Source organism: Pseudomonas sp. P4_B4 (genome assembly GCF_056402255.1).
Genome location: NZ_JBFUHS010000003.1, coordinates 201339 through 222413 on the forward strand (window position 1 = coordinate 201339; position 21075 = coordinate 222413).

The following is a 21075-nucleotide window of genomic DNA, read 5'->3' on the forward strand; positions in this document are numbered from 1 at the left end:
GGGCGATATCAGCGCGCGATGATCAACGGGTGGCCGCGTTCCGGGTGTTGGTGAATCAGCACCTCCAACCCATACACCGCTGCCAGCGCTTCGGCGGTCAGCACTTCTGCCGGTGGACCGTAGGCGTGGGGCAGGCCCTGTTGCAACAACAGTAGTTGATCGCAGTAACGTGCGGCCAGGTTGAGGTCGTGCAGGATCACCAGCACCGCGGCCCCGCGCTCGGCGAAATCACGCACGGCTTGCAAAATGGTGTGCTGGTGCAGCGGATCGAGCATTGACGTCGGTTCATCGAGCAGCAGGGTTTGCCCTTCGGCACCGGGCCAGAGCTGAGCGAGCACCCGCGCCAGATGCACGCGCTGGCGTTCACCGCCGGACAGGGCCAGATAGCTGCGTCCGGCAAGATGAAGCGCGTCGGCGGCTTTGAGCGCCTCGGCGACGATTTCGGCATCGCGCACACGGCCGCTGGCGTGGGGCAAGCGACCCATGCCGACGACTTCATTGACCGAAAACGCAAAGTTCAGGCTCGAACTCTGCGGCAGCACGGCCAGGCGTTTGGCCCGCTCCTGACCCGGCCAGTCGGCGAGTGGACGCTCGTCGAGGCGGACCGTTCCTACGCTGGTCGCCAGGTCGCCGCATAAAGCGGCGAGCAGGGTGCTTTTGCCGGCGCCATTCGGCCCCAGCACGCCGAGCACTTCACCGGGGCGCAACTCGATATTGATGTTCGCCAGTACCGTGCGCTTGCCACGACGTACCAGCAAGTTGTTTGCCCGCAGCATCAGGAACGCCCTCGTACCAGCAGATAAAGAAAAAACGGAGCGCCGATCAGCGCGGTCACGATGCCGATGGGCAATTCAGCCGGCGCCAACAGCAGGCGCGCCGCCAGATCGGCCAGCAACAGCAGGCTGGCACCGGCCAGCAACGACGCGGGCAGCAACACCCGGTGATCCGGGCCGACCAGCAGGCGCATCAGATGCGGCACTACCAGACCGATAAAACCGATCAGCCCGGCCGCCGCGACGGCCGCGCCGACGCCGAGCGCCGTGCACAACACCAGCTCAAGCTTGATCCGCTCGATGTCGAAGCCCAGGTGACGGGCCTCCGACTCACCCAACAGCAATGCATTGAGCGCCGCCGCCCGACGGGGCAACCACAACGCCACGCCCAGGGTGACGATCAGCAACGGCCACAAACGCGGGTAGCTGGCACCGTTGAGGCTGCCCAGGTTCCAGAACGTCAGGGTACGCAAGGTTGCATCATCAGCCAGGTAGGTGAACAGACCGACCCCGGCACCGGCCATGGCCGTCATCGCCACACCCGCCAGGAGCATGGTGGCAACGTCGGTTTGCCCGTTGCGGCGACCGAAGCGATACACCACCGCCGTGACGATCAAGCCACCGGCGAAGGCGCTGACCGACAGCAGGTAGGGTTCGATCGCCGGCGGCAAGCCACCGAGCAGGCTGCCGCCGACGATGGCAAGGGCGGCACCGAGCGCCGCACCACCCGAGACGCCGACCAGACCAGGGTCCGCCAAGGGATTGCGGAACAACCCCTGCATTGCCACGCCGGACAACGCCAGTACCGAACCGACGGCGATACCGAGCAGACTGCGCGGCAGACGAATCTGACCGAGGATCAGCTGCGCCTGCTGCGTGTCGCCACCTTCCAGCGGCAACCCCAGCAGACGCATCCCGCCCAGCAAGGTATCGCCGAGCGGCAGGCTGACCGGCCCGAGGGCCAGGGACAACCAGAACACCAGCACCAGCAACAGCAGCAAAAAAATCAACGTCGGACGCGGCCGAAAAATGGCCGTCATGGGCTGATCCCGGCGGCCTGCGCTGTGGCGTCCGGGTAGGACGCCGTGGCACAGGCCAGCAGTGTTTTGATACGCATCGGGACTATTCCTTAGCCGATCAGAGGGAGGGCGGGCATCGAAACCTTCGTAGCGGGTGATGATGCCATCGACGCCCGGCTTACGCACACGCCACGGTTCGGTCACGCCAGTGGTTTTCACCTGCAGGTTGAACATTGGATCGAGCGCATTGAACCAGGTGTCCGTCCAGCGCCGATTGCGCAGCACCTCCGATCATGAGAAGAACTTGTGATCATCAAGATTAAAATGAGTTTGTCTCACTCGCTGGCACTGTCGACAATGGCCCCATTGAACGCATTGGAGTTATTTGACATGGCTGTGGCCCATTCCCTTGGATTTCCGCGCATTGGTCGCGATCGCGAACTGAAAAAGGCTCAAGAGGCGTTCTGGAAGGGCGAACTCGACGAAGCCGGTCTGCGCACCGTGGGCCGCGACCTGCGCAAGACCCACTGGGATTTGCAGAAAAAGGCCGGCATTGAGTTGCTGCCGGTCGGCGACTTCGCCTGGTACGACCAGGTCCTGACCCACTCGTTGATGTTCGGTGTGATCCCGGAGCGTTTCCGCCCGCACGATGGCAAGACCAGCCTGCAAACCCTGTTCGGCATGGCGCGCGGTGTGAGCGACAGTTGCTGCGGCGGCGCGCACGCCCAGGAAATGACCAAGTGGTTCGACACCAACTATCACTACCTCGTCCCTGAATTCAGCGCCGATCAGCAGTTCCAGCTCGGCTGGGACCAGTTGTTCGAAGAAGTCGAAGAAGCCCGCGCACTGGGGCACAACGTCAAGCCTGTGATCATCGGCCCGTTGACTTACCTGTGGCTGGGCAAGGCCAAGGGCGCCGAATTCGACAAACTCGAACTGCTGGATCGTCTGCTGCCGTTGTACGGCCAGATCTTCCAGCGCCTGGCGGCACAGGGCGTCGAGTGGGTGCAAATCGACGAGCCGATCCTGGTGCTCGACCTGCCACAGGAATGGAAAAACGCCTTTGAGCGGGCCTACAACCTGATTCAGCGTGACCCGTTGAAGAAGCTGGTCGCTACTTACTTCGGTGGTCTGGAAGAGAACCTGGGCCTGGCCGCCAATCTGCCGGTGGACGGCCTGCACATCGATCTGGTGCGCGCACCTGAGCAGTACCCGACCATCCTCGATCGCCTGCCGGCCTACAAAGTGCTGTCGCTGGGTGTGGTCAACGGCCGTAACGTCTGGCGCTGCGACCTGGAAAACGCTTTGGCCACCTTGCAGCACGCTCAAGAGCGTCTGGGTGATCGCCTGTGGGTCGCGCCATCCTGCTCGCTGCTGCACAGCCCGGTTGACCTGGGGCGGGAAGACAAGCTCGATGCCGAACTGAAGAGCTGGCTGGCGTTTGCCGTGCAGAAGTGTGAAGAAGTCGCGGTGTTGGCTCAGGCGGTGAATGAACCGGAAGCGCCAAAGGTGCTTGAAGCGCTGACTCAAAGCCGTACCGTGCAGGCCAGCCGTGCCGCATCGCCACGCATTCACAAGCCAGCCGTGCAGGCGCGTGTTGCCGCCATCACCGCCCAGGACAGCCAGCGTCATTCGCAGTTTGCCCAGCGTATCGAGAAACAGCGCGCCGGCCTGAACCTGCCGCTGTTCCCGACCACCACCATCGGTTCGTTCCCGCAAACCGCGTCGATCCGTCTGGCTCGCCAGTCGTTCAAGCAAGGCAAGTTGACCGAAGCCGAATACACCGAAGCCATGCACAGCGAGATCCGTCACGCCGTGCAAGTGCAGGAACACCTGGGCCTGGACGTGCTGGTGCACGGTGAAGCCGAGCGTAACGACATGGTCGAATACTTCGCCGAGCAACTCGACGGCTACGTGTTCACCCGTTTCGGCTGGGTCCAGAGCTACGGCTCGCGCTGCGTGAAACCGGCAGTGATCTTCGGCGACCTGAGCCGTCCGAAAGCCATGACGGTGGAGTGGATCCGCTACGCCCAAGGCCTCACCGACAAGGTGATGAAGGGCATGCTGACCGGTCCCGTGACCATGCTGATGTGGTCGTTCCCGCGCGAGGACGTGACCCGCGAAGTGCAGGCCCGTCAGCTGGCGCTGGCGATCCGTGACGAAGTGGTGGACCTGGAAGCCGCCGGGATCAAGATCGTGCAGATCGACGAAGCGGCTTTCCGCGAAGGCCTGCCGTTGCGCCAGGCGCAGTGGCAGCACTACCTGGACTGGGCGACCGAAGTGTTCCGCCTGTGCGCCTCCGGCGTGCGTGACGAAACCCAGATCCATACGCACATGTGCTACAGCGAATTCAACGATGTGATCGAGTCCATCGCCGCCATGGATGCCGACGTGATCACCATCGAAACCTCGCGCTCGGACATGGAACTGCTGGACGCGTTCGAAGCCTTTGCCTACCCGAATGAAATCGGCCCGGGCGTGTATGACATCCACTCGCCCAGGGTGCCGGACTCCTCGGAAATGGCCAACCTGCTGCGCAAGGCCGCCAAGCGTATTCCCGCCGACCGCCTGTGGGTCAACCCGGACTGTGGCCTGAAAACTCGTGGCTGGCCGGAAACCGAAGCGGCGCTGGTGCATATGGTCAACGCTGCGCGTCAGCTGCGTAAAGAATTGGCCTGACGCTTTAGTAGATGCGCCACTGAAACCTGTGGGATCGCCGCACCGCCGCTCCCACAGGGTTGCTTGGCAGTCAGCATCTGTGTGCTGGCTTTGAAAGCCACTCAGCGCCGCGGTTCGGCCACCAACAGCAATGACTGCGGCACTGGGCTTTGCGGGTGCTGTGGCTCCTGCAAGCCGGCCAGCATAAAACCCGCCATATCCAACGCATTGAGCCAACTGGACAAGGTGCGGAAATACCACGGCATGGCTTGCCACTGCCCCTTGAAGCCAGAGAAAGTCTCTTCCCGCCAACCATCCTGATAATCCCCCGCCGCAGCCGCCCACGGGTGCAGCGTCTGGATCACCAGCGCGCCACCCGGGGCGAGCAGGGTGTTCATGGCGGCGAGCAGGGGGATGATGTCCTGATGCAGCAGGGCGAAGTTGGCGCAGATCAGGTTGTAGTCGCGGCCGATGTCGACTTTCGCGTCTGCCAACTGTTCATAGCTCGCCAAATGCACCGGCGCAGCGCCCGCCGCCCGCGCCGCCTCCACCAGCGTCCCATCGCCATCGACACCGACCGCCTCGATACCCCGGTTTGCCAGCGCACGCAACAACCAGCCTTCGCCGCAACCCAGGTCGAGCACACGCTCGGGCTGGCGACCCAGCACCGCCAGCAGGATGGCCTGGTCGGTGACCTTGAGGCGGCTTTCGATGGTGCCGCTGCGGATGGCGTCGATCCAGGCCCGGGCGTTGTGGTGCCAACTGTCGAGGAGGGTGGATTCGGGGGCTGACATGTCGATGTCCGGCGTGATGGGTTGGAGGAAAGGATAGGGCAAGGGCTCCGATCGTCCATTCTCCTGGTTTGCTTTCAGACGATTTAACGGCGGAGCCGGTTTTACCCGGCACCACCGACAGGCTGTTCTCAATAATTCATCCCGTCATCAATCGCGATGCCCTGGGCGCGCATGGCCTTGATCAACTCGCTACGGGTGCCGGGCAGGTTGAGCATGGTCTTGGCCCGTAACGCGGTGACTTCTTCGGCGGTGTAGGGCTGATAGTCGGCCGGCAGGCTGTTGCCCGCCATGCCGTCCTCACGCATCAGCCAGTTGAGCAAGTCCGCCAGTTGCGCGTTGTTCAGCGCCGACTGCGACATGCCCGGCACCCGCACGAGGAATTCGCGGCCACCGGGGACTTTCAGGAAGTTGCCGACAAAGCCTTTCATCCGTGGCGTGTCGTTGGCGGCGGAGCCGCTGCCGTCGCCCAAGTGGCAACCGGCGCATTGCAGCTGGTAGTTCACGCCGACGCTGTAACCGGCCTGGGCGATCGGGGTTTGCAGCGATTCATTGCCCGGCGCGTGATGCTGGTTCGGGTCAGGAATGGCCCGGGCATAGGCGAGCGGGGCGCTCAGGGCGCAGATGAGGCCGAGGAAAAACAATCTACGCATAAAAAAACCTCTGCTGAGCAGCTCTGTAGGAGCGAGCTTGCTCGCGATGAAGGTGAACGATGACGCTGCCTTTTGGAACTGCGCCGCTCTTGAAACCATCGCGAGCAAGCTCGCTCCTACAACAAAAAAAAACGCCGATTGCGCGAGCAACCGGCGCAAAGCGCGTTTTTTAAACGGCGACGCCGCGGATGACCGAAACGGTGCAGTGGTAGATGTGGGATTTGGCGGCCAGGCACCAGTTCACATCGTTGTTGTTGAACGGGCGGTAGGCCGGTTCTTCGCTGTCGTTACGGGTGCAGGCGCACTGGGCGCAGCTTTGCTTACCGCAGCAGTCGTTGTACGAAATGATGTAGTCCTTGCCGTCGGCCGGGTTGCGGCAGGTGCCGATCCAGGTCACTTGCGAGGCTTCGGTGCCCGGCGGGCAGGACGTCACCGACCCGCCGCAGCAGCTGCACAGAAAGCCGTCGATGGAGCAGTAGCGCCAGTAGTCGCAGCTGTTCGGATCACCCGGGTCGCCGGCCTGCGCAGGTTCCGCGGCCAGGGCCTTGCTGGTGCGATCCAGCGGCAACAGCAGGGGCAGGGCGGCACCGGCCACCATCAGCGAACCCATGCGTGCCAGCAGTTTGCGGCGCGAGGTGGTGTCGGCGACACGGCGGGACGAACGCTCAAACAACAGATCCAGCAGTTTCATAAAGGTCTCCCTGCCTTATCAGTGGCTATGGCCGTGGCTGTGGTCGTGATCGTGGGTGTGCGGTTGGGCATTGAGGTATTGCTGCAACGTGGCGTGCTTCAGGTGCTCGACTTCGAACAGGCTGTCCAGGTGCTCGCGGGAGTTGACCAGGCCTTTGGCGCGCAGGGTGCCGGCCTTGTCGATCAGCGCGGCGTACGGCAGCTTGCCGATCTGGTAGGTCATGCCCACTTCCGGGCCGACCACATAAGTCGCGTCTTCCAGTTTGTGTTCGCGGATCAGCGCTTGCTGGGCGTCCATGTCGCCATCGCTGACGAACACCACGTCCAGGCGGTCCGATTGCTCCTTGGCGATGGATTTGATCGCCGGCAGCAGCGACTTGCAGATCGGGCAGGTCGGCGAGAGGAAGAACAGCAGTTGCGATTTCTCGCCGGCATAACCGAAGTTCACCGGACGACCATGACGGTCGCTGGCGGTGACTTGTGGCGCGGGCTCATTGACTGCCACGCCTTTGTCGACCATCAGCGCGCCGGCCGGCGCCAGGCGACCGTGCAGCACGCCAATCTGCCGCACCAGGCCCATGACGACAAACGCCACAGCCACCAGCAGCACCCAGAGCAGAACGTTGGAAACAATCAAGCCTTCCATTTCGATTACCTACCAATCAATTTGAGCAGAAGAGGGGAATTCGCCAGCAAGCCATCGGCCGCGGCGTAGATGAGCAGCGCGACCGCGGCGGCGGCCAGGGTCACGAAGCCATCGAACAGGTTGAGGTCGCGGGCAACCGGCGCCACGCTGGCCACCAGCGCCAGAGCTACCAGCGCACTGTTGCGCAGCAGCAGTACCGGGCGCAGTGGCTGTGCCTGGTCGGGACCGGCGCAACCGCAATCGATGTCCGCGCGACCGCGCCACAGATTGATGCCGATGGCGGCGGCGTACAGCGCCAACAGGCTGGCGGCGCTCAACGCGGCATAACCACGGCAGGCCGGCACTAGCAGGGCAAAGGCGATGGCCAGTTCCAGCAGCGGCACCAGCCGTGCCGTCGGGCGCACCAGCGCCTCGGGCAGCAGTTGATAGTCCGCCAGCTGCCGGGCGAAGCGGACCGGTGCGCGCAACTTGTGGGTCGCGGCGCTGGCCAGCAACACCGCGATGGCGATGGCGCTGGCAATGATGAAGATCGGATCTGTGTGCATGGCCGAACCTCTTAGTAGCTCAGGACCTGAGTCGCGGTTTTGGCGACTTTCGGCATGCTGCCGGTGAGCTTGTTGGTCTTCAGATCGAAAATCTGCAAACCGCCTTCCACATCAGCGCCGAGCAGCAACGGCTTGTCGTCGCCAGTGGCCTGCATGCTCCACACCGGAACCGGGGCTTCCAGGGTCGCCACCTTCTTGTGGGTCTTGAGGTCAAACGCCCAGATCAGCGGGCTCGGGTCTTCCCACTTCAACGGTTCGTGGGCGTCGTGCATCAGCACGTACAGGCGATCCAGCTTTGGCGCCACGGCCATCATCTGCCAGCCACCCGGCGCCCAACCGGCCTTCTTGTCTTCGTCGGAAACCAGCGACCAGGACGGCAGGACCTTCGGCGCATCACCGGCGAAATCCACCGGGCGTACGGTGCCGGTCGTGGTGGTGAAGTAGTAGGTGTCGCCGACATTGACCGCGCGCTCTACCAGTTTTTCCGCGTTCGGATCAAAGAACGGCGTGCGGCTGCGCGCGGTTTCCTGGCCTTGATCGTTGAGGGTCACCACCTGCAGGCTGCCGTCGCCGCACAGCGAGGCGAAGCGGCGGTTGCCGATCGGGTAGTTGAGCACGCAACCGGGGATGGCGATTTCCGTGGCAACGGCCTTGGCCTGGGTGTCGACCACGGTCACCGACGTCGACGGGGTGAAGTTGTAGACGTAGACGAACTTGTCGTCACCGCTCGGCTTGAGCGAGTAACGCTGGGTCAGCGATTCGGCGCGCTTGTTCGGAATCAGCACTTCCCAGGCTGGCGACAGGGTCGAGCTGTCCCACGCGGTGAGCACGTCGGTGCGGGTGCCACGGGTGCCGCGGGAATACCAGATGTCCGCACTGTAAATGGTTTTTTTGTCGTGGCTGAGGGTCGACGGCGCAGCAAAACCGGTCGGCACCATGCCGAGGATGCGCTTCTGGTCCGGGTCGACCACGGTCACGCGGCCAGCCACGAAACTGTCGAACTCGACGTCGATGACAAACGCGCGGTGAGCTTCGGGTGGAAACGCCAGAACGGTCTGGCCAATCGTACCAGCGGGCAAATCCGCGCGGGCACTGTTCAAACCGAGTACAAGCAGGCTCAGGCCTAGCGCTGACTGTACGGAGATCCTGTTTGTTCGCATAAGGGGAACTTCCTGAATTGTTGGTAACGCGGATCGCGGGTGCTTTGGCAGATTTTTACCCTTTGATTCTGCCGTGCCCCGCGATCGGGAGAATTGCGCTGCCTGCCAAGTGTTTGTGTGTCTGTGCCAGTGTCATGAAACTGGCTGCACAAGCTGATAAGGCAGGGATCTGACAGGCGTCAGAGGGGGGAAGGGCGAAGCTGCACTTGTGGCGAGGGGGCTTGCCCCCGTTCGGTGGCGAAGCCGCCGCAAAATCAGGCGATTCGATCTGCCTGTAGGATCGTTGGGGGCCGCTTCGCAGCCCAACGGGGGCAAGCCCCCTCGCCACAGGGGTTGTGTAAGGCCACAGGGGTTGTGCAGGTCAGGCCACAGGGGTTGTGTACGTCAAGGCGAGGGGAAGGGAGAAGCTGAACACCGCGCCGCACGGCTCCAGGTTTTGCGCCCAGATATCGCCACGATGGCGGCCGATGATGTTCTTGCACAGCGCCAGGCCAATGCCGTTGCCGCTGACCTTGGACGAGAAAAAGCCGTCGAACAGCTTCTCTTGCGCCTGGGCCTGAATGCCGCGACCGCAGTCTTCGATGCGCACCAGGGCCACATCGTTCTCGCGGCTGGCATGGATACGCAACAAGCGTCGTTCGGCGGGCAAGTCGGCCATTTCTTCAATGGCGTTGAAGGCCAGGTTGAGGATCACCTGGCCGATCAGCACCTTCTCGCAACTCACCCGCAGCGGTTCGGGCGCGGTGACGATTTCCACGCGCACCCGGCTCGGATCGGCCCGCAGGCTGATGAAGTAGCGGGTTTCGCGCAGCAGCTCATTGAGGTCGACCAGTTCTTCGGTCTGCTCCAGCTTGACCACGTAATCGCGCACGCTCTTGATGATCACCGAGGCATGCTCGATTTGCCGCACGGCGTTTTGCAAACCCCAGGCGACGCCTTGATCGGTTTCGCCGGCGTTGCCCAGGCGAATCACCGCGCCTTCAATAAAGTTGCGGGTCGCCGCCAATGGCTGGCTCAACTCGTGGGCGATGGCCACCGCCATTTCACCCATGGCGTTGTAGCGCGCCAGGTATTCGAGTTTCTGCTCGCTGACCCGCCGCGCCTCCTCGGCCTGCACTTGCTCAGTCACGTCGCGGAACAGCAGCAGATGGCCGACCAGATCGTCCTCGATCTCGATGTAGCGGCAGGTTGCGTCATGCCAGCGCCATTCGCCATCGCGGCGCTGCACCCTGTAATGCACGTTGAACGGCGCGTGCTTCGGTCTCTCATGGGCAAGCTGTTGTAGCAGGCGCTGGCCGGATGCGTCGTCGCACCAGGCCAGGAAGTTCTTGCCCATCAGCTTGTGCACTTCGCTGTTGAGCAGGTGCGCGCCGGAGTCGCTGATAAAACCGATATCGCCCTCGGGGCCGAGCACCGCCACACCTTCGGCCAGGTCTTGCATGAAGGCCTTGAGCCGACTCTCGAAACGCTTGAGGTCGCGCTTGACCTTGTCCTCCTTGGAAATATCGCGGAACTGCACCATCAGCACATCTCGACCGTCCAGGTGCACCAGGGTCGCCACCGCCTCGGAAAGAATCTCCACCCCTTGCTTGGAGCGATAGCACCACTCGATGGCCCGCTGCCCGGTGCGCGCGGCACCTTCCAGCCAGCGCAAGCCCACCGATCGCCGGTACTTCGGTGCGTCGCGGGTCATGTCCGGAGCCTTGAGCGGCGTCAGTTCTTCCAGGCTAAAGCCGAGCGCTGCCAGGGCAGCGGTGTTGGCCCAGAGAATTTCCTTGGTGTGCGCGTCATGAAGAATGATGCACAGCGGCATGGCTTCGATCAGCGCATAAAAGTCGTTCGGTTTTGGCTGGTACATCGCACGGCCCCTGGCGGCAGAGATTTGCAGTATGGCGTTTTATACCTGCTCGCACAGCAGGATGCGCTCAGAGGTAACCGGTGGGGGTCTAGGGGTTTTCTTTAGCGAGGGGGCTGCACGCACCAATAGTTGTGCCGGGACGCGGTTTTTACACTGGACCTCAATGCAAGGGCAACCACGCCTCTTCTCGGTGCAGCCCCACTAACAATAATCAAAACGGAGAACTAGCCCATGCTGCGTTCAGCTGTCGCGCAACAAGACCCTGTGTCCGCCCCGGTCGTGCCAATGGTCGAGAGTCAGCTATTTCAGCAAGTGCTGGATGAGGTCCGCCAGCGCCGCGAGGAATTCGACGCCGGCTCCCACGTGCCTCGGGACATGATCGAGCGATTCAAGCAGGTGGGAATCTACCGTGCCGCCACGCCGAAATGCTTCGGCGGTGACGCCCTGGCACCGTCGCTGTTCCTGCAAATGATCGAGCGCATCTCCGAAGCCGATGGCTCGGCGGGCTGGGTGGCCAGCTTCGGTAGCGCCGGTGTCTACCTGGCAGCCTTGCCGCGGGAAACCCTGGCTGAGCTCTACGCCGAAAGCCCTGACCTGGTATTCGCTGGCGGCCTGTTCCCCTTGCAACCGGCCGAGGCCGTAGAAGGCGGCTATCAGGTCAACGGCACCTGGAAATTCGCCAGCGGCTGCAAAGGCGCAGACCTGTTGGGCGTTGGCATCGGCGCTGCCGGCGGCAAGCCGCGCACCGCTGTATTTCGCCCGGAGCAGGTAGACATCGTCGAGAACTGGGAAGTGGTCGGTCTCAAGGGCACCGGCAGCCATGACCTGCGAGTGAGCGATAAACGCGTTGATGAGCGCTGGACGTTCATCCGTGGTGGTGCCGCGACCATCGACGAACCGCTGTTCCGCTACCCGTCGATCGCCTACGCCGCGCAAGTGCTGGCTGTGGTCAACCTCGGCCTGGCCCGTGCAGCGCTGGACGAAATCAGCCGCATGGCTGGCGGCAGCGGTATCACCGGCGCGCCGAAATTGTCCGACCGCGCTTACGTGCGCATCGAGATCGCCAAGGCCGAAGCCAAGCTCAGCGCCGCGCGCGGTTTCTTCTACAACGCCACCGAACAGGTGTGGAATTCGATCCTGGCCGGCAACCCGGTCACGCCGGAGCAGACCAGCCTGTTGCGCCTGTCGGCGATTCACGTGTCCCAGGCCGGTGCCGAGGTGGTGCAGAGCGCCTACAGCCTGGCCGGCACCACTGCCATTTACCTGCGCCATCCGCTGCAACGCTACCTGCGCGACTCGATGGTGGTGACCCAGCACGCCTTCCTCAGCGAAGGCCTGTACGACGGCGCCGGCTCGGTGTTCCTCGGCGTCCCGCCGTTCCCGGGCTACATCTGAACCCTATTCATTTTTCACTTTTTCAAGGATCAACAACATGTCCCAAGCTACCCAGGAACCGTTGCGCGTCGTCTTCTGCATCGGCATCACCCAGAACTTTTTTGACCTGCCCACCGGCGAAGGCCTGAGCGTGTGGAAAGGCTTCAGCCAGATGATGGGCGACCTCGGCGCCATGCCCGGCATCACCGTGCTCGGCGCGATGGACGACGACCGCCTGATGGTCGGCCCGTCCACCACCTCGCCCTGGACCGTGTACATCATGGCCGACGTCGACTGCCACCAGTCGGTGATCGACGCCTGCAACCTGTTCCGCACCACGCCGGTCGGCCAGTACAGCCTGTGGCGCTACGCCAAGATCGAAGCGCGCATCGGTCGCCCGTTGACCATTCCTGATGCGGCCAAGGTGTAAGCCATGAACGAGGCCTTGCTGCAGCGTCTGGCGACGCTCGAAGGGGAAAGCGCAGTGCGTCGCCTGATGGCGCGCTACATGGACCTGTGCGATGTGCCGCGGGCGGCGATTCATCAGAGCCAGTTGGCGCAATTGTTCACCGAGGATGCGATCTGGGAAGGCCTCGGCACCCAGACCGCACAGACCTTCGGTCAGCACCAGGGGCGTGAGGCGGTGGCTGCGTTTGTCGGCGGTTATCTGCCGCCGTCCGACCACTTCAAGCTGAACCTGCATTACCTCACCAGCGAATCGATCGTGGTCGACGGCAAGGCGGCGCAGGGGCAGTGGATCATGCAGCAGATCTCGACCTACGCCGATGGCCGCAACGAGCTGTTCGGCACTCGGCTGAACATCGATTTCCGTTGCGTCGACGGCGTCTGGCTGATCGCGCATTTCCGCACGCAACGGCTGTTCAATACGGAGCTCTTCACCTTGGGAGCGGGCGCATGAGTACTTTCATCAGCGAATTCCTCCTCGGTGGCAACGGCAAGCGCGTCGCCATCAAGGACTCCATCGACATCGCCGGCCATCCGACCCGCTCGGGCAGCCGCGCGTTTGCCGATGCACCGGCGGCAACGAAAAACGCCGAAGTGGTTGATGCGATCCTCGACGCTGGCTGGCAGATCGTCGGCAAGACCAACCTGCATGAACTGGCGTTCGGCGTGACCGGCATCAACGACTGGACCGGCACACCGATCAACCCGCAAGCGCCGGACCGTGTTCCTGGCGGCTCGTCCAGCGGTTCGGCTTCGGCGGTCGCGGCAGGCCTGGCGGACATCGCCATCGGCACCGATACCGGTGGTTCGGTGCGGGTACCGGCAGCCTGCTGCGGGATTGCCGGGTTGAAGCCGACTTATGGTCGCGTCAGCCGTGTCGGCGCCCATCCGCTGGAGTCCAGCCTCGATTGCGTCGGGCCGTTCGCCAAAAGCATGGACGACCTGATCGCTGCGATGCAGGTGATCTGCCCGGGCTTTACCGCTCAAGGCCTGCCGGGTGACGGCGCCAGGGTCGGCTTTCTCGAGGTGGCCTGCGATGCGCATCTGCAAGCAAGCCTGGGTGCCGCCGCCGACCGCGCCGGATGGCGTCGCAGCAACCTGCACCTGAGCGAATTCGAAGCAGCGTTCGCCGCCGGCCTGACCGTGATCAATTTTGAAAACTGGGCGGCGTTCGGTCACCTGACCGGCAAGGGCCTGATCGGCGCCGATGTGGAAACACGTCTGCTGGCAGCCAGCCGCACCACTCGCCAAGACCTGGCCCAGGCCGAAGCCGTGCGCACGGCGTTCACCCAACAAGTGGACGCGGCGCTGGAAGACTTTGCCGTATTGCTGCTGCCGACGCTGCCGACCCTGCCGCCGACCCTCAGCGAAGCCCGCGCCGGCAGCAAGGCCGTGGCCGGCATGACCCCGCTGGTTCGGCCTTTCAACCTCAGCGGCCACCCGGCCCTGACGGTGCCGGTGGAACTCGACTGCGGCGGGCTTAAGGTCGGCCTGCAAATTGTTGGCCGTAAAGGTCAGGACGAATTGGTCTGCGCCTTCGGTGCGCAGCTGCAACTCAGCATGGCCGGTCAACGACTGGCTGCTAAAACCAAATCATAAAAAGAAGCCATGAGGAGAACCGCATGAGCACTCATGAATATCAGCTGATCGCAACGTCGAAAAGCCCCGAAGACCTGGTCCAGCACGACCGCGTCGACGTCTCGCTGTACAACGACCCGGCGCTGTTCGAAGCCGAGCTGGACAAGATTTTCTACCGCACCTGGGTGTGGGTTGCCCACGAAAGCGAAGTGCGCAATTCCGGCGACTTCAAGACCGCCACCATCGGCCGTCGCCCGGTGATCGTCGTGCGCGACAAGAAGAACAACATCAACGTGCTGGAAAACCGTTGCCGGCACCGTGGCGCAACTGTGTGCGAGAAGCACAAGGGCAACGCCACCGGTTTCACCTGCCCGTACCACAGCTGGTCCTATGGCCTGGACGGCAAGCTGCGTGCGCTGCCGTATCCGGATGGCTACGAAGGCATCCTGGAGAAATCCGAACTGCCGCTAACCAACCTGCGCGTCGAGAGCTACGCCGGCATGATCTTCGCCAGCTACAACGACGAGATCGAACCGCTGGAAGACTTCCTCGGCGGCGCCAAGCACTGGATGGACCTGTTCATGAAGCAGGGCGCCGGCTACCCGATCAAGACCCAGGGCGAACACAAGTTCAGCTTCAAGGGCAACTGGAAGATCCAGCTGGAAAACACCACCGACGGTTACCACTTCCCGATCGTGCACAAGTCGTTCATGTCGTCGGTGGATGAAGAAACCTCGGAAATGCTCTCGTTCATGACCGACGAACAAGCCGTGACCCATTCGCTCGGCAACGGCCACAGCGTGATGGTCATGGTTCCGGAGCACGTCGACCTTGATCATGACGACGGCACCGAACAGTTGCAGGAGCGCTTCGCCCATGTGACTGAAGAGCTGTCGAAGACCATGCCGGCCGATCAGGTCCGTCGCATCGTGCGCTCGCTGCACGGCGCCGGTTTCAATCTGAACCTGTTCCCGAACGTGGCGATGTCGATGTCGTTCTTCCGCGTGCTGCGCCCGGTATCGGTCAGCGAAACCGAGATCCGCCACGTGGCCCTCGGCATGGACGGCGGCCCGGAAATCGCCAACCGCGAACGCATGCGCATCCACGAACACTTCCAGGGCCCGTTCGGTTTCGGCAGCCCTGACGATGCCGAGGCCTGGGACCGCGTGCAGCGCGGCTCGTATGCCGGCGTCAACGCGCCAATCCTGGTCAACCGCGGCCTGAACCGCGAAATCACCGCTGAAAACGGCGACAAGGTCAGCCATGCCACCGACGAAGGCGGCATGCGCGGTGCCTACGACATGTGGAAAAGGATGATGAGCCAATGAGCAATCACGACACCCTGAACGGTTTTACCGGTCCCTTGGCCCAGGCCATCGAATTCATCTGGCGCGAAGCCGAACTGCTCGACCACAAGAACTACGCCGAATGGGCGACCCTGTGGAGCGAAAGCGGCAAGTACATCGTGCCGATCGACCCGGACACCGAAGATTTCGAAGCGACCCTGAACTACGCCTACGACGATGCGCGCATGCGTGACCTGCGCATCGAACGCCTGACCGCCGGCTACTCGCCGTCGGCAGTGGATGCAGCGAAAACCATTCGCACGATCTCGCGTTTCCGTCTGGTGGAAGCGGCCGGCGACATCGTCGAAGTCAATTCGGCGCAGTTGCTCTACGCCTACAAGCGCGGCGTGCACACGCCGTTCGTGGCCGACCTGAATCACCGCATTCGTTTCACCGATGGCGTGCCGACCCTGGAGCGCAAAGTGGTACGGCTGATCAACTCCACCGACAGCCTGAGCGCGCTCGGCTTCCTTTTGTGAGGGTAACATCATGAGTCGAGTAGCCCTTGTAACGGGTGCCTCGCGCGGACTGGGCGAGTGCATCGCCCGTCGTCTGCATGCGGCGGGTTATCGCGTCGGCCTGGCCGATGTGCGCCTCAATGGCGTGCGGCATCTGGCCGCCGATCTGGATGGCAGCGGCTCCACGGCCGTCGCCATCGAGCTGGATGTACGCAGCAAGGCCGACTTCCAGCGTGCCCGCGACCTGCTCGCCGCGCACTGGGGCGGCACTGACATTCTGGTGAACAACGCCGGCGTGTCGAAAGTCGCGGCGCTGATGGACATCACGCCAGAAGAGTTCGATGAGTCGATGGCGATCAACCTGCGTGGCACTTTTGTTGCCTGTCAGGTGTTCGGCGCGCACTTTGCCGAGCGTGGCTTCGGCCGCATCGTCAACATTGCGTCCCTGGCCGGGCAGAACGGCGGCACTGCTACCGGCGCGCATTACGCCGCAGCCAAGGGTGGCGTGGCGACGCTGACCAAGGTTTTCGCCCGTGAACTGGCACCGCAAGGCGTGACGGTCAACAGCATCTCGCCGGGTCCGCTGGACTTGCCGGTGGTGCGTGAAAGCGTGGCCCCGGAGCGTCTGGAGCAGATCCTCAAGATGATTCCGGCCGGCACTCTTGGTGATCCAGCGTTCATCGCCGACAGCGTGTTGCTGCTGGTCGCCGATAACGCGACCTCCGTGACCGGCGCGTGCCTGGACGTCAACGGCGGCTTGTTCATGCGCTGAGATTTACGTCGCGACACGATCAATTGTGGCGAGCGAGCTTGCTCGCGCTGGGCTGCGAAGCGGCCCCAAAGATATCGGCAACACCGAAGATTTGGCGATTGCTGCGAAATCGAGCGGGACGGTGCGGCGATCCGACAAGCTCCCTCGCCACAAAAGCTGTGCCAGACCCAAGACTTAACCGAAACAACAGTATTCAGGTGATGCAATGATGAAGGTGAAGATCGAAAGGATCGTCGACGAAGCGCTGGATATCCGTTCCTTTCGCCTCGTGCGCAGTGACGGCCAGCCGCTCGACACCTATGAACCGGGTGCCCACGTCGACCTGACCGGGCCGACCGGGGTGACCCGCCAGTATTCGCTGTGCAGCCCGCCACAGGATCGCCGCGCCTACCTGGTGGCGGTGAAGAAAGAAGCGCAGTCGCGCGGCGGTTCGCTGGCGCTGCACGAGCAAGTGGAAGAGGGCATGGAGCTGGAAATGGGTGCGCCGCGCAACCTGTTCCGTCTCGATGAAAGTACCAGCGAACATGTGTTGTTCGCCGCCGGTATCGGTGTCACGCCGCTGCTGAGCATGGCCTACAAATTGGCGGAAAGCGGCCAGCCGTATCGCCTGCACTATTTCGCCCGCTCGGCGCAGTACGCGGCGTTTACCGAGCTGTTGGCGACGAACTTTGCTGAATCTGTGGAGTTTCACTATGGCGTGGAGCCCGCGGATCTCGACGCAGCGTTGAGTGAATGCCTGGAGCGTGCCGGCAGCGCCGCCCACGTCTACACCTGCGGCCCGGCACCCTTCATGAACAAAGTGGTGGAAGTGGCGTCCCGCAGTCGCTCGGATGATGCCATTCACCTGGAACACTTCGCCGCAGACCCGGCCGCCAACAGCGCCCCGGCCGGCACGTTCGAAGTGGAACTGGCCAGTTCCGGCGTGGTGCTGCAAGTGCCGGCCAACACCAGCCTGGTCGACGTGTTGCAGGCCCATGGTTGCGACATCGACACCGAGTGCCGCGAAGGCATCTGCGGTACCTGCATCGTCGAGGTCCTGGACGGTTTACCGGAGCACCGTGACAACTGTCTGTCGAACAAGGAAAAGGCCTCCAACAAGCAGATTTGCGCGTGTGTATCACGGGCGCTTTCCGCTCGTCTGGTATTGGACCTTTAACCGAAAGTCGACTGGAAAGCTTGGGCCGGAGCCTGTTGAATGGGCGCCCGGCGGCCGTCGAAGGAGGAGATGGCTACAGAAATAACCGTTTTGACGAACCGCTCGATGAAGCGGTCGAAAAATAACAACAAAAACGTGAGGCTTTGCGGACATGATTACAGCATCGACGGTGCGCAACGAGGCGTTCGAAAGTTGGTTGAGCCAGGTGAACCAGGCCTGTGGGCGTTTCGATGCCCGGGCGCTGGACACCGATTTCTACGGCGAACTGACGGAATTTCGCAGCGGTGCGATCAACCTCAGTGTGGTCGACATGGCGCACGTGCATTTGTACCGCACCAGCAAGGACGTCAGCACCAGCAGCGACGGCCACTACTACGCGGTGTTCCAGATGCGTGGCAGCTCGCAACTGGAGCAGGGCGACAACCGGGCGCAACTGGGCTGTGGCGACATCGCCCTGATCGACGCCAGCCGTCCGAGCGACATGATCTACAACGACGATTGCCGACAGCTGTCGTTGATTCTTCCGCGCCAGGTGGTCGAGCGGGGTTCGCACTTCAATGCCGTCAACTGCGCCACGCGCATCGCGGCCGGCAGCCCCCTGGCGGCGATGGCCAACAAGCTGGTGCTGGACACCCGCCAGCAGGACGGGCTGGACATGCAGGAAAGCGAAGCCGTGCTCGATGCCCTGGCCAGTTTGTTACTACCGGGCATCAGTGCCCGCGACTGCGGTGCAGACGCCCATGAGCGGCAATTTCGCAAGATCATCGCCTTCATCGACGCGCACCTCAGCGACGAAGAACTGTGCCCCGAACTGATTGCCCGTGAAGTCGGGATTTCCGTACGCGGCCTGTACCGGATGTTCTCCAAGCGCGGGCTGGTGGTGGCGCAATACATCAAGCACCGCCGCCTGGACTTCTGCGCCGAAAACCTGCGCCGCGCCGATGTCGAGCAGAAGCTTTCGGCGCTGTGTTATGCGTGGGGGTTCTCGGATTCGAGCTACTTCTCGTCGGCCTTCAAATCGCGCTTTGGTGTGTCGCCGGGGGCTTATCGCAAGCGGTATAGCCAGATCTGACACCCGCCATTGATGTTGAGTCTGCTGGCCCCATCGCGAGCAGGCTCGCTCCCACACTAAATCTTCAGCGAACACAGAAGTTTGTGTACGACGAGATCAACCTGTGGGAGCGGGCTTGCTCGCGAAAGCTGTGTGTCAGTCACCAGCGATGTTGGATGTGCCGGCCCCTTCGCGAGCAAGCCCGCTCCCACATTGAATCTGCGGTGAACTCAAAGTCTGTGTCCGGCCGAGATCAAAATGTGGGAGCGGGCTTGCCCGCGATGGCGGCCTGACGGCGAATACAGAATGATCAATGCCGCACCGGCTCATCCACCGGCAAATGCAGCACCTCGCGCACCAGCATGGCGATGCTGCTCACACCCATCTTTTCCTTGATCTTGGTGCGGTGCACATCAACGGTCTTCACGCTGATGTTCAGCTCCCGGGCAATCACCTTGCTGGCCTTGCCATCGATCACCAGCATCAACACTTCCCGCTCTCGGGTGGTCAGCAGTGCCAGCTTGCCTTGCAGGTTCTGACGCTGCTGCTGATCGGCCTGGGCGTGCACGGCGGTCTTCAGCGCGGCCTGGATGCGGTCGATCATCTGCTGCGGGTTGTAGGGCTTCTCGACGAAATCCAGCGCGCCGTTCTTCATCGCCGTGACCGACATCGGAATGTCGCCATGGGCCGAGACGAAAATGGTCGGCAGGGTGCTGCCGCGCTGGTTGAGGATTTCCTGCAACTGGAAACCGCTGGTCTCCGGCATGCGCACGTCGAGCACCAGGCAAGCGGGCTGCTTGGGGTCGTATTGGCTCAGGAACTCTTCGGCGCCGGCAAAGCACTGCGCCTGCACGCTCACCGACTCCAGCAACCAGGCCAGTGAGGTTCGCAGGTCCTTGTCGTCGTCGACGATATAAACAATCGGTTTACGGATTTCCATCGGGGCTGCCACGAAAGTTTTCTAATTATTGTTTTCGCACGGGAGCGTGCGGCACGCATTGGCTCATCTTTCTGGAACCAGTATGCAGAATACCCACTGTGGCCGGCCCTTGCGATAAAGAAACCACCTAGTCGACTAGCGGAAACCCAACCCTGCCATGGGGATCGTCAGAATGGTTGTACCGCGCCCGCAGCCTTAGTCTTGTTCCATCACCTACGGGCCGCAAGATAGCGGCCCTCCTGAAGGAAGGGGCATCGACATGGCCGACCTGAGCCAGCAGCAAATCGACTTTCGCAACGCCATGGCGCAGCTGCCTGCCGCGGTGAACATCATCACCACCAACGGCCCCGGCGGTCGTTGCGGCATCACCGCCAGCGCCGTGTGCTCGGTGACCGACTCGCCGCCCACCGTGCTGGTGTGCGTCAACCGCAACAGCGCCACCCACGACGTGTTCCGCACCAACGGCCATCTGTGCGTCAACGTGCTGTGTGGCGAGCAGGAAGAACTGGCCCGGCATTTCGCCGGCATGACCAAGGTGCCGATGGACGAACGTTTCGCCTGGGACCTGTGGGACGACGGCGCCGCCGACGTACCAGTGCTGCGCGATGCCCTGGTGCAGCTCGAAGGGCGGATCAGCGAGTGCAAGGAAGTGGGGTCGCATTCGGTGATGTTCGTGGAGCTGACGAAGGTGGGCGTGCGCGAGCCGCGCGACAGCCTGGTGTATTTCAACCGCTTGTTTCATCGTGTTGAGCATGCCAGCGCGGCTTGATTGAGACCGCGTTATCGTTCTTCGCGAGCAAGCCCGCTCCCACAGGGGATCTTTGGCGAACACAAATACTGTGTGCGACGAAGCCCCTCTGTGGGAGCGGGCTTGCTCGCGAAAGCGGTATCAATCTGGAATGCATGTTTAACGGCTGTAGGCGTCATTTCCTGCAAGCTACAACGCCTTGCGTCATTGCCTACAGGTACGCCAGAATCCGCCGGCTTGTGCGCCTCGGAGGCCATCGGTAACTTGATTCGCGTCACTGATTCCCAGTGATCGGGTTTAGCAGCCCGTGGTATTTGAAGATCGTACGAGTGTCCGTCAGGCAGGTATTCCGTACCTGCGTTTGATGGTGGCTGTGCGTAGGGCGCCCTTGGGC

21 protein-coding genes and 1 pseudogene are annotated in these 21075 nt (G+C 62.6%); 11 read left to right on the forward strand and 11 right to left on the reverse strand.

Features of this window, described 5'->3' with window-relative positions; translation table 11 throughout:
* Positions 1–8: 8 nt before the first annotated feature.
* The 3 genes and pseudogenes from AC1DVE_RS05365 to AC1DVE_RS05375 all read right to left on the reverse strand — a co-directional run.
* Positions 9–776 (reverse strand): heme ABC transporter ATP-binding protein, encoded by a 768-nt coding sequence (locus AC1DVE_RS05365; RefSeq protein WP_223457830.1) that lies wholly within the window; start codon positions 774–776, stop codon positions 9–11.
* Positions 776–1759: a FecCD family ABC transporter permease gene (locus AC1DVE_RS05370; RefSeq protein WP_477783845.1), complete on the reverse strand. Its 984-nt coding sequence runs from the start codon at positions 1757–1759 to the stop codon at positions 776–778. Before AC1DVE_RS05370 ends, AC1DVE_RS05365 begins: the two co-directional genes overlap by 1 nt.
* A 177-nt stretch (positions 1760–1936) precedes the next feature.
* Positions 1937–2077, reverse strand: a pseudogene (locus AC1DVE_RS05375) (hemin-degrading factor); the annotation flags it as partial.
* A 105-nt stretch (positions 2078–2182) separates the two neighbouring features.
* Between AC1DVE_RS05375 and metE the strand changes: the two are divergent.
* Positions 2183–4471, forward strand: coding sequence for a 5-methyltetrahydropteroyltriglutamate--homocysteine S-methyltransferase (metE, locus tag AC1DVE_RS05380; RefSeq protein WP_223457831.1), 2289 nt, complete (start codon positions 2183–2185; stop codon positions 4469–4471).
* A gap of 101 nt (positions 4472–4572) precedes the next feature.
* On the opposite strand, the gene AC1DVE_RS05385 is transcribed toward metE, so the two are convergent.
* From AC1DVE_RS05385 to AC1DVE_RS05415, 7 genes are all read right to left on the reverse strand, one after another.
* Complete coding sequence (locus tag AC1DVE_RS05385; RefSeq protein ID WP_223457833.1) at positions 4573–5244, reverse strand: class I SAM-dependent methyltransferase; 672 nt, start codon at positions 5242–5244, stop codon at positions 4573–4575.
* A gap of 128 nt (positions 5245–5372) precedes the next feature.
* Positions 5373–5894, reverse strand: coding sequence for a cytochrome C (locus tag AC1DVE_RS05390; RefSeq protein WP_477783818.1), 522 nt, complete (start codon positions 5892–5894; stop codon positions 5373–5375).
* A 169-nt stretch (positions 5895–6063) separates the two neighbouring features.
* Positions 6064–6585, reverse strand: coding sequence for a methylamine dehydrogenase light chain (locus tag AC1DVE_RS05395; protein ID WP_008050506.1), 522 nt, complete (start codon positions 6583–6585; stop codon positions 6064–6066).
* Between the two features lie 18 nt (positions 6586–6603).
* Entirely contained in the window at positions 6604–7230 is a 627-nt protein-coding gene (gene mauD, locus AC1DVE_RS05400) for a methylamine dehydrogenase accessory protein MauD (protein ID WP_090454794.1), read from the reverse strand.
* A 5-nt stretch (positions 7231–7235) separates the two neighbouring features.
* Entirely contained in the window at positions 7236–7775 is a 540-nt protein-coding gene (locus AC1DVE_RS05405; protein WP_223457837.1) for a MauE/DoxX family redox-associated membrane protein, read from the reverse strand.
* An 11-nt stretch (positions 7776–7786) separates the two neighbouring features.
* Entirely contained in the window at positions 7787–8935 is a 1149-nt protein-coding gene (locus AC1DVE_RS05410; RefSeq protein WP_477783819.1) for an amine dehydrogenase large subunit, read from the reverse strand.
* Between the two features lie 361 nt (positions 8936–9296).
* Entirely contained in the window at positions 9297–10793 is a 1497-nt protein-coding gene (locus AC1DVE_RS05415; RefSeq protein ID WP_223457840.1) for a PAS domain-containing sensor histidine kinase, read from the reverse strand.
* 231 nt (positions 10794–11024) lie between these two features.
* On the opposite strand from AC1DVE_RS05415, the gene AC1DVE_RS05420 reads away from it, so the two are divergent.
* The 9 genes from AC1DVE_RS05420 to feaR all read left to right on the forward strand — a co-directional run bounded on the left by AC1DVE_RS05420 (position 11025) and on the right by feaR (position 19014).
* Complete coding sequence (locus AC1DVE_RS05420) at positions 11025–12188, forward strand: acyl-CoA dehydrogenase family protein (protein ID WP_477783820.1); 1164 nt, start codon at positions 11025–11027, stop codon at positions 12186–12188.
* A 37-nt stretch (positions 12189–12225) separates the two neighbouring features.
* Entirely contained in the window at positions 12226–12597 is a 372-nt protein-coding gene (locus AC1DVE_RS05425; RefSeq protein ID WP_046040355.1) for a hypothetical protein, read from the forward strand.
* A gap of 3 nt (positions 12598–12600) precedes the next feature.
* Entirely contained in the window at positions 12601–13086 is a 486-nt protein-coding gene (locus AC1DVE_RS05430) for a nuclear transport factor 2 family protein (protein ID WP_223457850.1), read from the forward strand.
* On the forward strand, positions 13083–14231 hold the full coding sequence (locus AC1DVE_RS05435; protein WP_223457852.1) for an amidase: 1149 nt from the start codon (positions 13083–13085) through the stop codon (positions 14229–14231). The genes AC1DVE_RS05430 and AC1DVE_RS05435 overlap by 4 nt, the downstream gene beginning before the upstream one ends.
* A gap of 23 nt (positions 14232–14254) precedes the next feature.
* Positions 14255–15538 carry an aromatic ring-hydroxylating oxygenase subunit alpha gene (locus AC1DVE_RS05440; RefSeq protein WP_223457853.1) on the forward strand — a complete coding sequence of 428 codons (1284 nt, stop codon included), beginning with the start codon at positions 14255–14257 and terminating at the stop codon, positions 15536–15538.
* Positions 15535–16035 (forward strand): aromatic-ring-hydroxylating dioxygenase subunit beta, encoded by a 501-nt coding sequence (locus tag AC1DVE_RS05445; RefSeq protein ID WP_223457855.1) that lies wholly within the window; start codon positions 15535–15537, stop codon positions 16033–16035. The genes AC1DVE_RS05440 and AC1DVE_RS05445 overlap by 4 nt, the downstream gene beginning before the upstream one ends.
* Positions 16036–16045: 10 nt before the next feature.
* Positions 16046–16786, forward strand: a complete 741-nt coding sequence (locus AC1DVE_RS05450; protein ID WP_223457857.1) for an SDR family NAD(P)-dependent oxidoreductase — start codon at positions 16046–16048, stop codon at positions 16784–16786.
* A 205-nt stretch (positions 16787–16991) separates the two neighbouring features.
* A complete protein-coding gene (locus tag AC1DVE_RS05455; protein WP_223457859.1) occupies positions 16992–17942 on the forward strand; it encodes a PDR/VanB family oxidoreductase in 951 nt (316 codons plus the stop codon).
* Positions 17943–18093: 151 nt separating this feature from the next.
* Positions 18094–19014, forward strand: coding sequence for a transcriptional regulator FeaR (gene feaR / locus AC1DVE_RS05460; RefSeq protein WP_223457870.1), 921 nt, complete (start codon positions 18094–18096; stop codon positions 19012–19014).
* A gap of 289 nt (positions 19015–19303) precedes the next feature.
* Here feaR and AC1DVE_RS05465 read toward each other — a convergent pair whose 3' ends face one another.
* Complete coding sequence (locus AC1DVE_RS05465) at positions 19304–19933, reverse strand: response regulator transcription factor (RefSeq protein WP_223457872.1); 630 nt, start codon at positions 19931–19933, stop codon at positions 19304–19306.
* Positions 19934–20192: 259 nt separating this feature from the next.
* On the opposite strand from AC1DVE_RS05465, the gene hpaC reads away from it, so the two are divergent.
* Complete coding sequence (hpaC, locus tag AC1DVE_RS05470) at positions 20193–20702, forward strand: 4-hydroxyphenylacetate 3-monooxygenase, reductase component (RefSeq protein WP_056723075.1); 510 nt, start codon at positions 20193–20195, stop codon at positions 20700–20702.
* Positions 20703–21075 lie beyond the last annotated feature (373 nt).

Bases quoted from the DNA above. Each gene is read 5' to 3' on its own strand.
- AC1DVE_RS05450 (WP_223457857.1), top strand. From the start codon at position 16,046: ATGAGTCGAGTAGCCCTTGTAACGGGTGCCTCGCGCGGACTGGGCGAG.
- AC1DVE_RS05390 (WP_477783818.1), bottom strand. From the start codon at position 5,894: ATGCGTAGATTGTTTTTCCTCGGCCTCATCTGCGCCCTGAGCGCCCCG.
- AC1DVE_RS05440 (WP_223457853.1), top strand. From the start codon at position 14,255: ATGAGCACTCATGAATATCAGCTGATCGCAACGTCGAAAAGCCCCGAA.
- AC1DVE_RS05385 (WP_223457833.1), bottom strand. From the start codon at position 5,244: ATGTCAGCCCCCGAATCCACCCTCCTCGACAGTTGGCACCACAACGCC.
- hpaC (WP_056723075.1), top strand. From the start codon at position 20,193: ATGGCCGACCTGAGCCAGCAGCAAATCGACTTTCGCAACGCCATGGCG.
- mauD (WP_090454794.1), bottom strand. From the start codon at position 7,230: ATGGAAGGCTTGATTGTTTCCAACGTTCTGCTCTGGGTGCTGCTGGTG.
- AC1DVE_RS05455 (WP_223457859.1), top strand. From the start codon at position 16,992: ATGATGAAGGTGAAGATCGAAAGGATCGTCGACGAAGCGCTGGATATC.
- AC1DVE_RS05415 (WP_223457840.1), bottom strand. From the start codon at position 10,793: ATGTACCAGCCAAAACCGAACGACTTTTATGCGCTGATCGAAGCCATG.
- feaR (WP_223457870.1), top strand. From the start codon at position 18,094: ATGATTACAGCATCGACGGTGCGCAACGAGGCGTTCGAAAGTTGGTTG.
- AC1DVE_RS05395 (WP_008050506.1), bottom strand. From the start codon at position 6,585: ATGAAACTGCTGGATCTGTTGTTTGAGCGTTCGTCCCGCCGTGTCGCC.
- AC1DVE_RS05365 (WP_223457830.1), bottom strand. From the start codon at position 776: ATGCTGCGGGCAAACAACTTGCTGGTACGTCGTGGCAAGCGCACGGTA.
- AC1DVE_RS05410 (WP_477783819.1), bottom strand. From the start codon at position 8,935: ATGCGAACAAACAGGATCTCCGTACAGTCAGCGCTAGGCCTGAGCCTG.
- AC1DVE_RS05430 (WP_223457850.1), top strand. From the start codon at position 12,601: ATGAACGAGGCCTTGCTGCAGCGTCTGGCGACGCTCGAAGGGGAAAGC.
- AC1DVE_RS05435 (WP_223457852.1), top strand. From the start codon at position 13,083: ATGAGTACTTTCATCAGCGAATTCCTCCTCGGTGGCAACGGCAAGCGC.
- AC1DVE_RS05465 (WP_223457872.1), bottom strand. From the start codon at position 19,933: ATGGAAATCCGTAAACCGATTGTTTATATCGTCGACGACGACAAGGAC.
- AC1DVE_RS05425 (WP_046040355.1), top strand. From the start codon at position 12,226: ATGTCCCAAGCTACCCAGGAACCGTTGCGCGTCGTCTTCTGCATCGGC.
- AC1DVE_RS05420 (WP_477783820.1), top strand. From the start codon at position 11,025: ATGCTGCGTTCAGCTGTCGCGCAACAAGACCCTGTGTCCGCCCCGGTC.
- AC1DVE_RS05405 (WP_223457837.1), bottom strand. From the start codon at position 7,775: ATGCACACAGATCCGATCTTCATCATTGCCAGCGCCATCGCCATCGCG.
- metE (WP_223457831.1), top strand. From the start codon at position 2,183: ATGGCTGTGGCCCATTCCCTTGGATTTCCGCGCATTGGTCGCGATCGC.
- AC1DVE_RS05445 (WP_223457855.1), top strand. From the start codon at position 15,535: ATGAGCAATCACGACACCCTGAACGGTTTTACCGGTCCCTTGGCCCAG.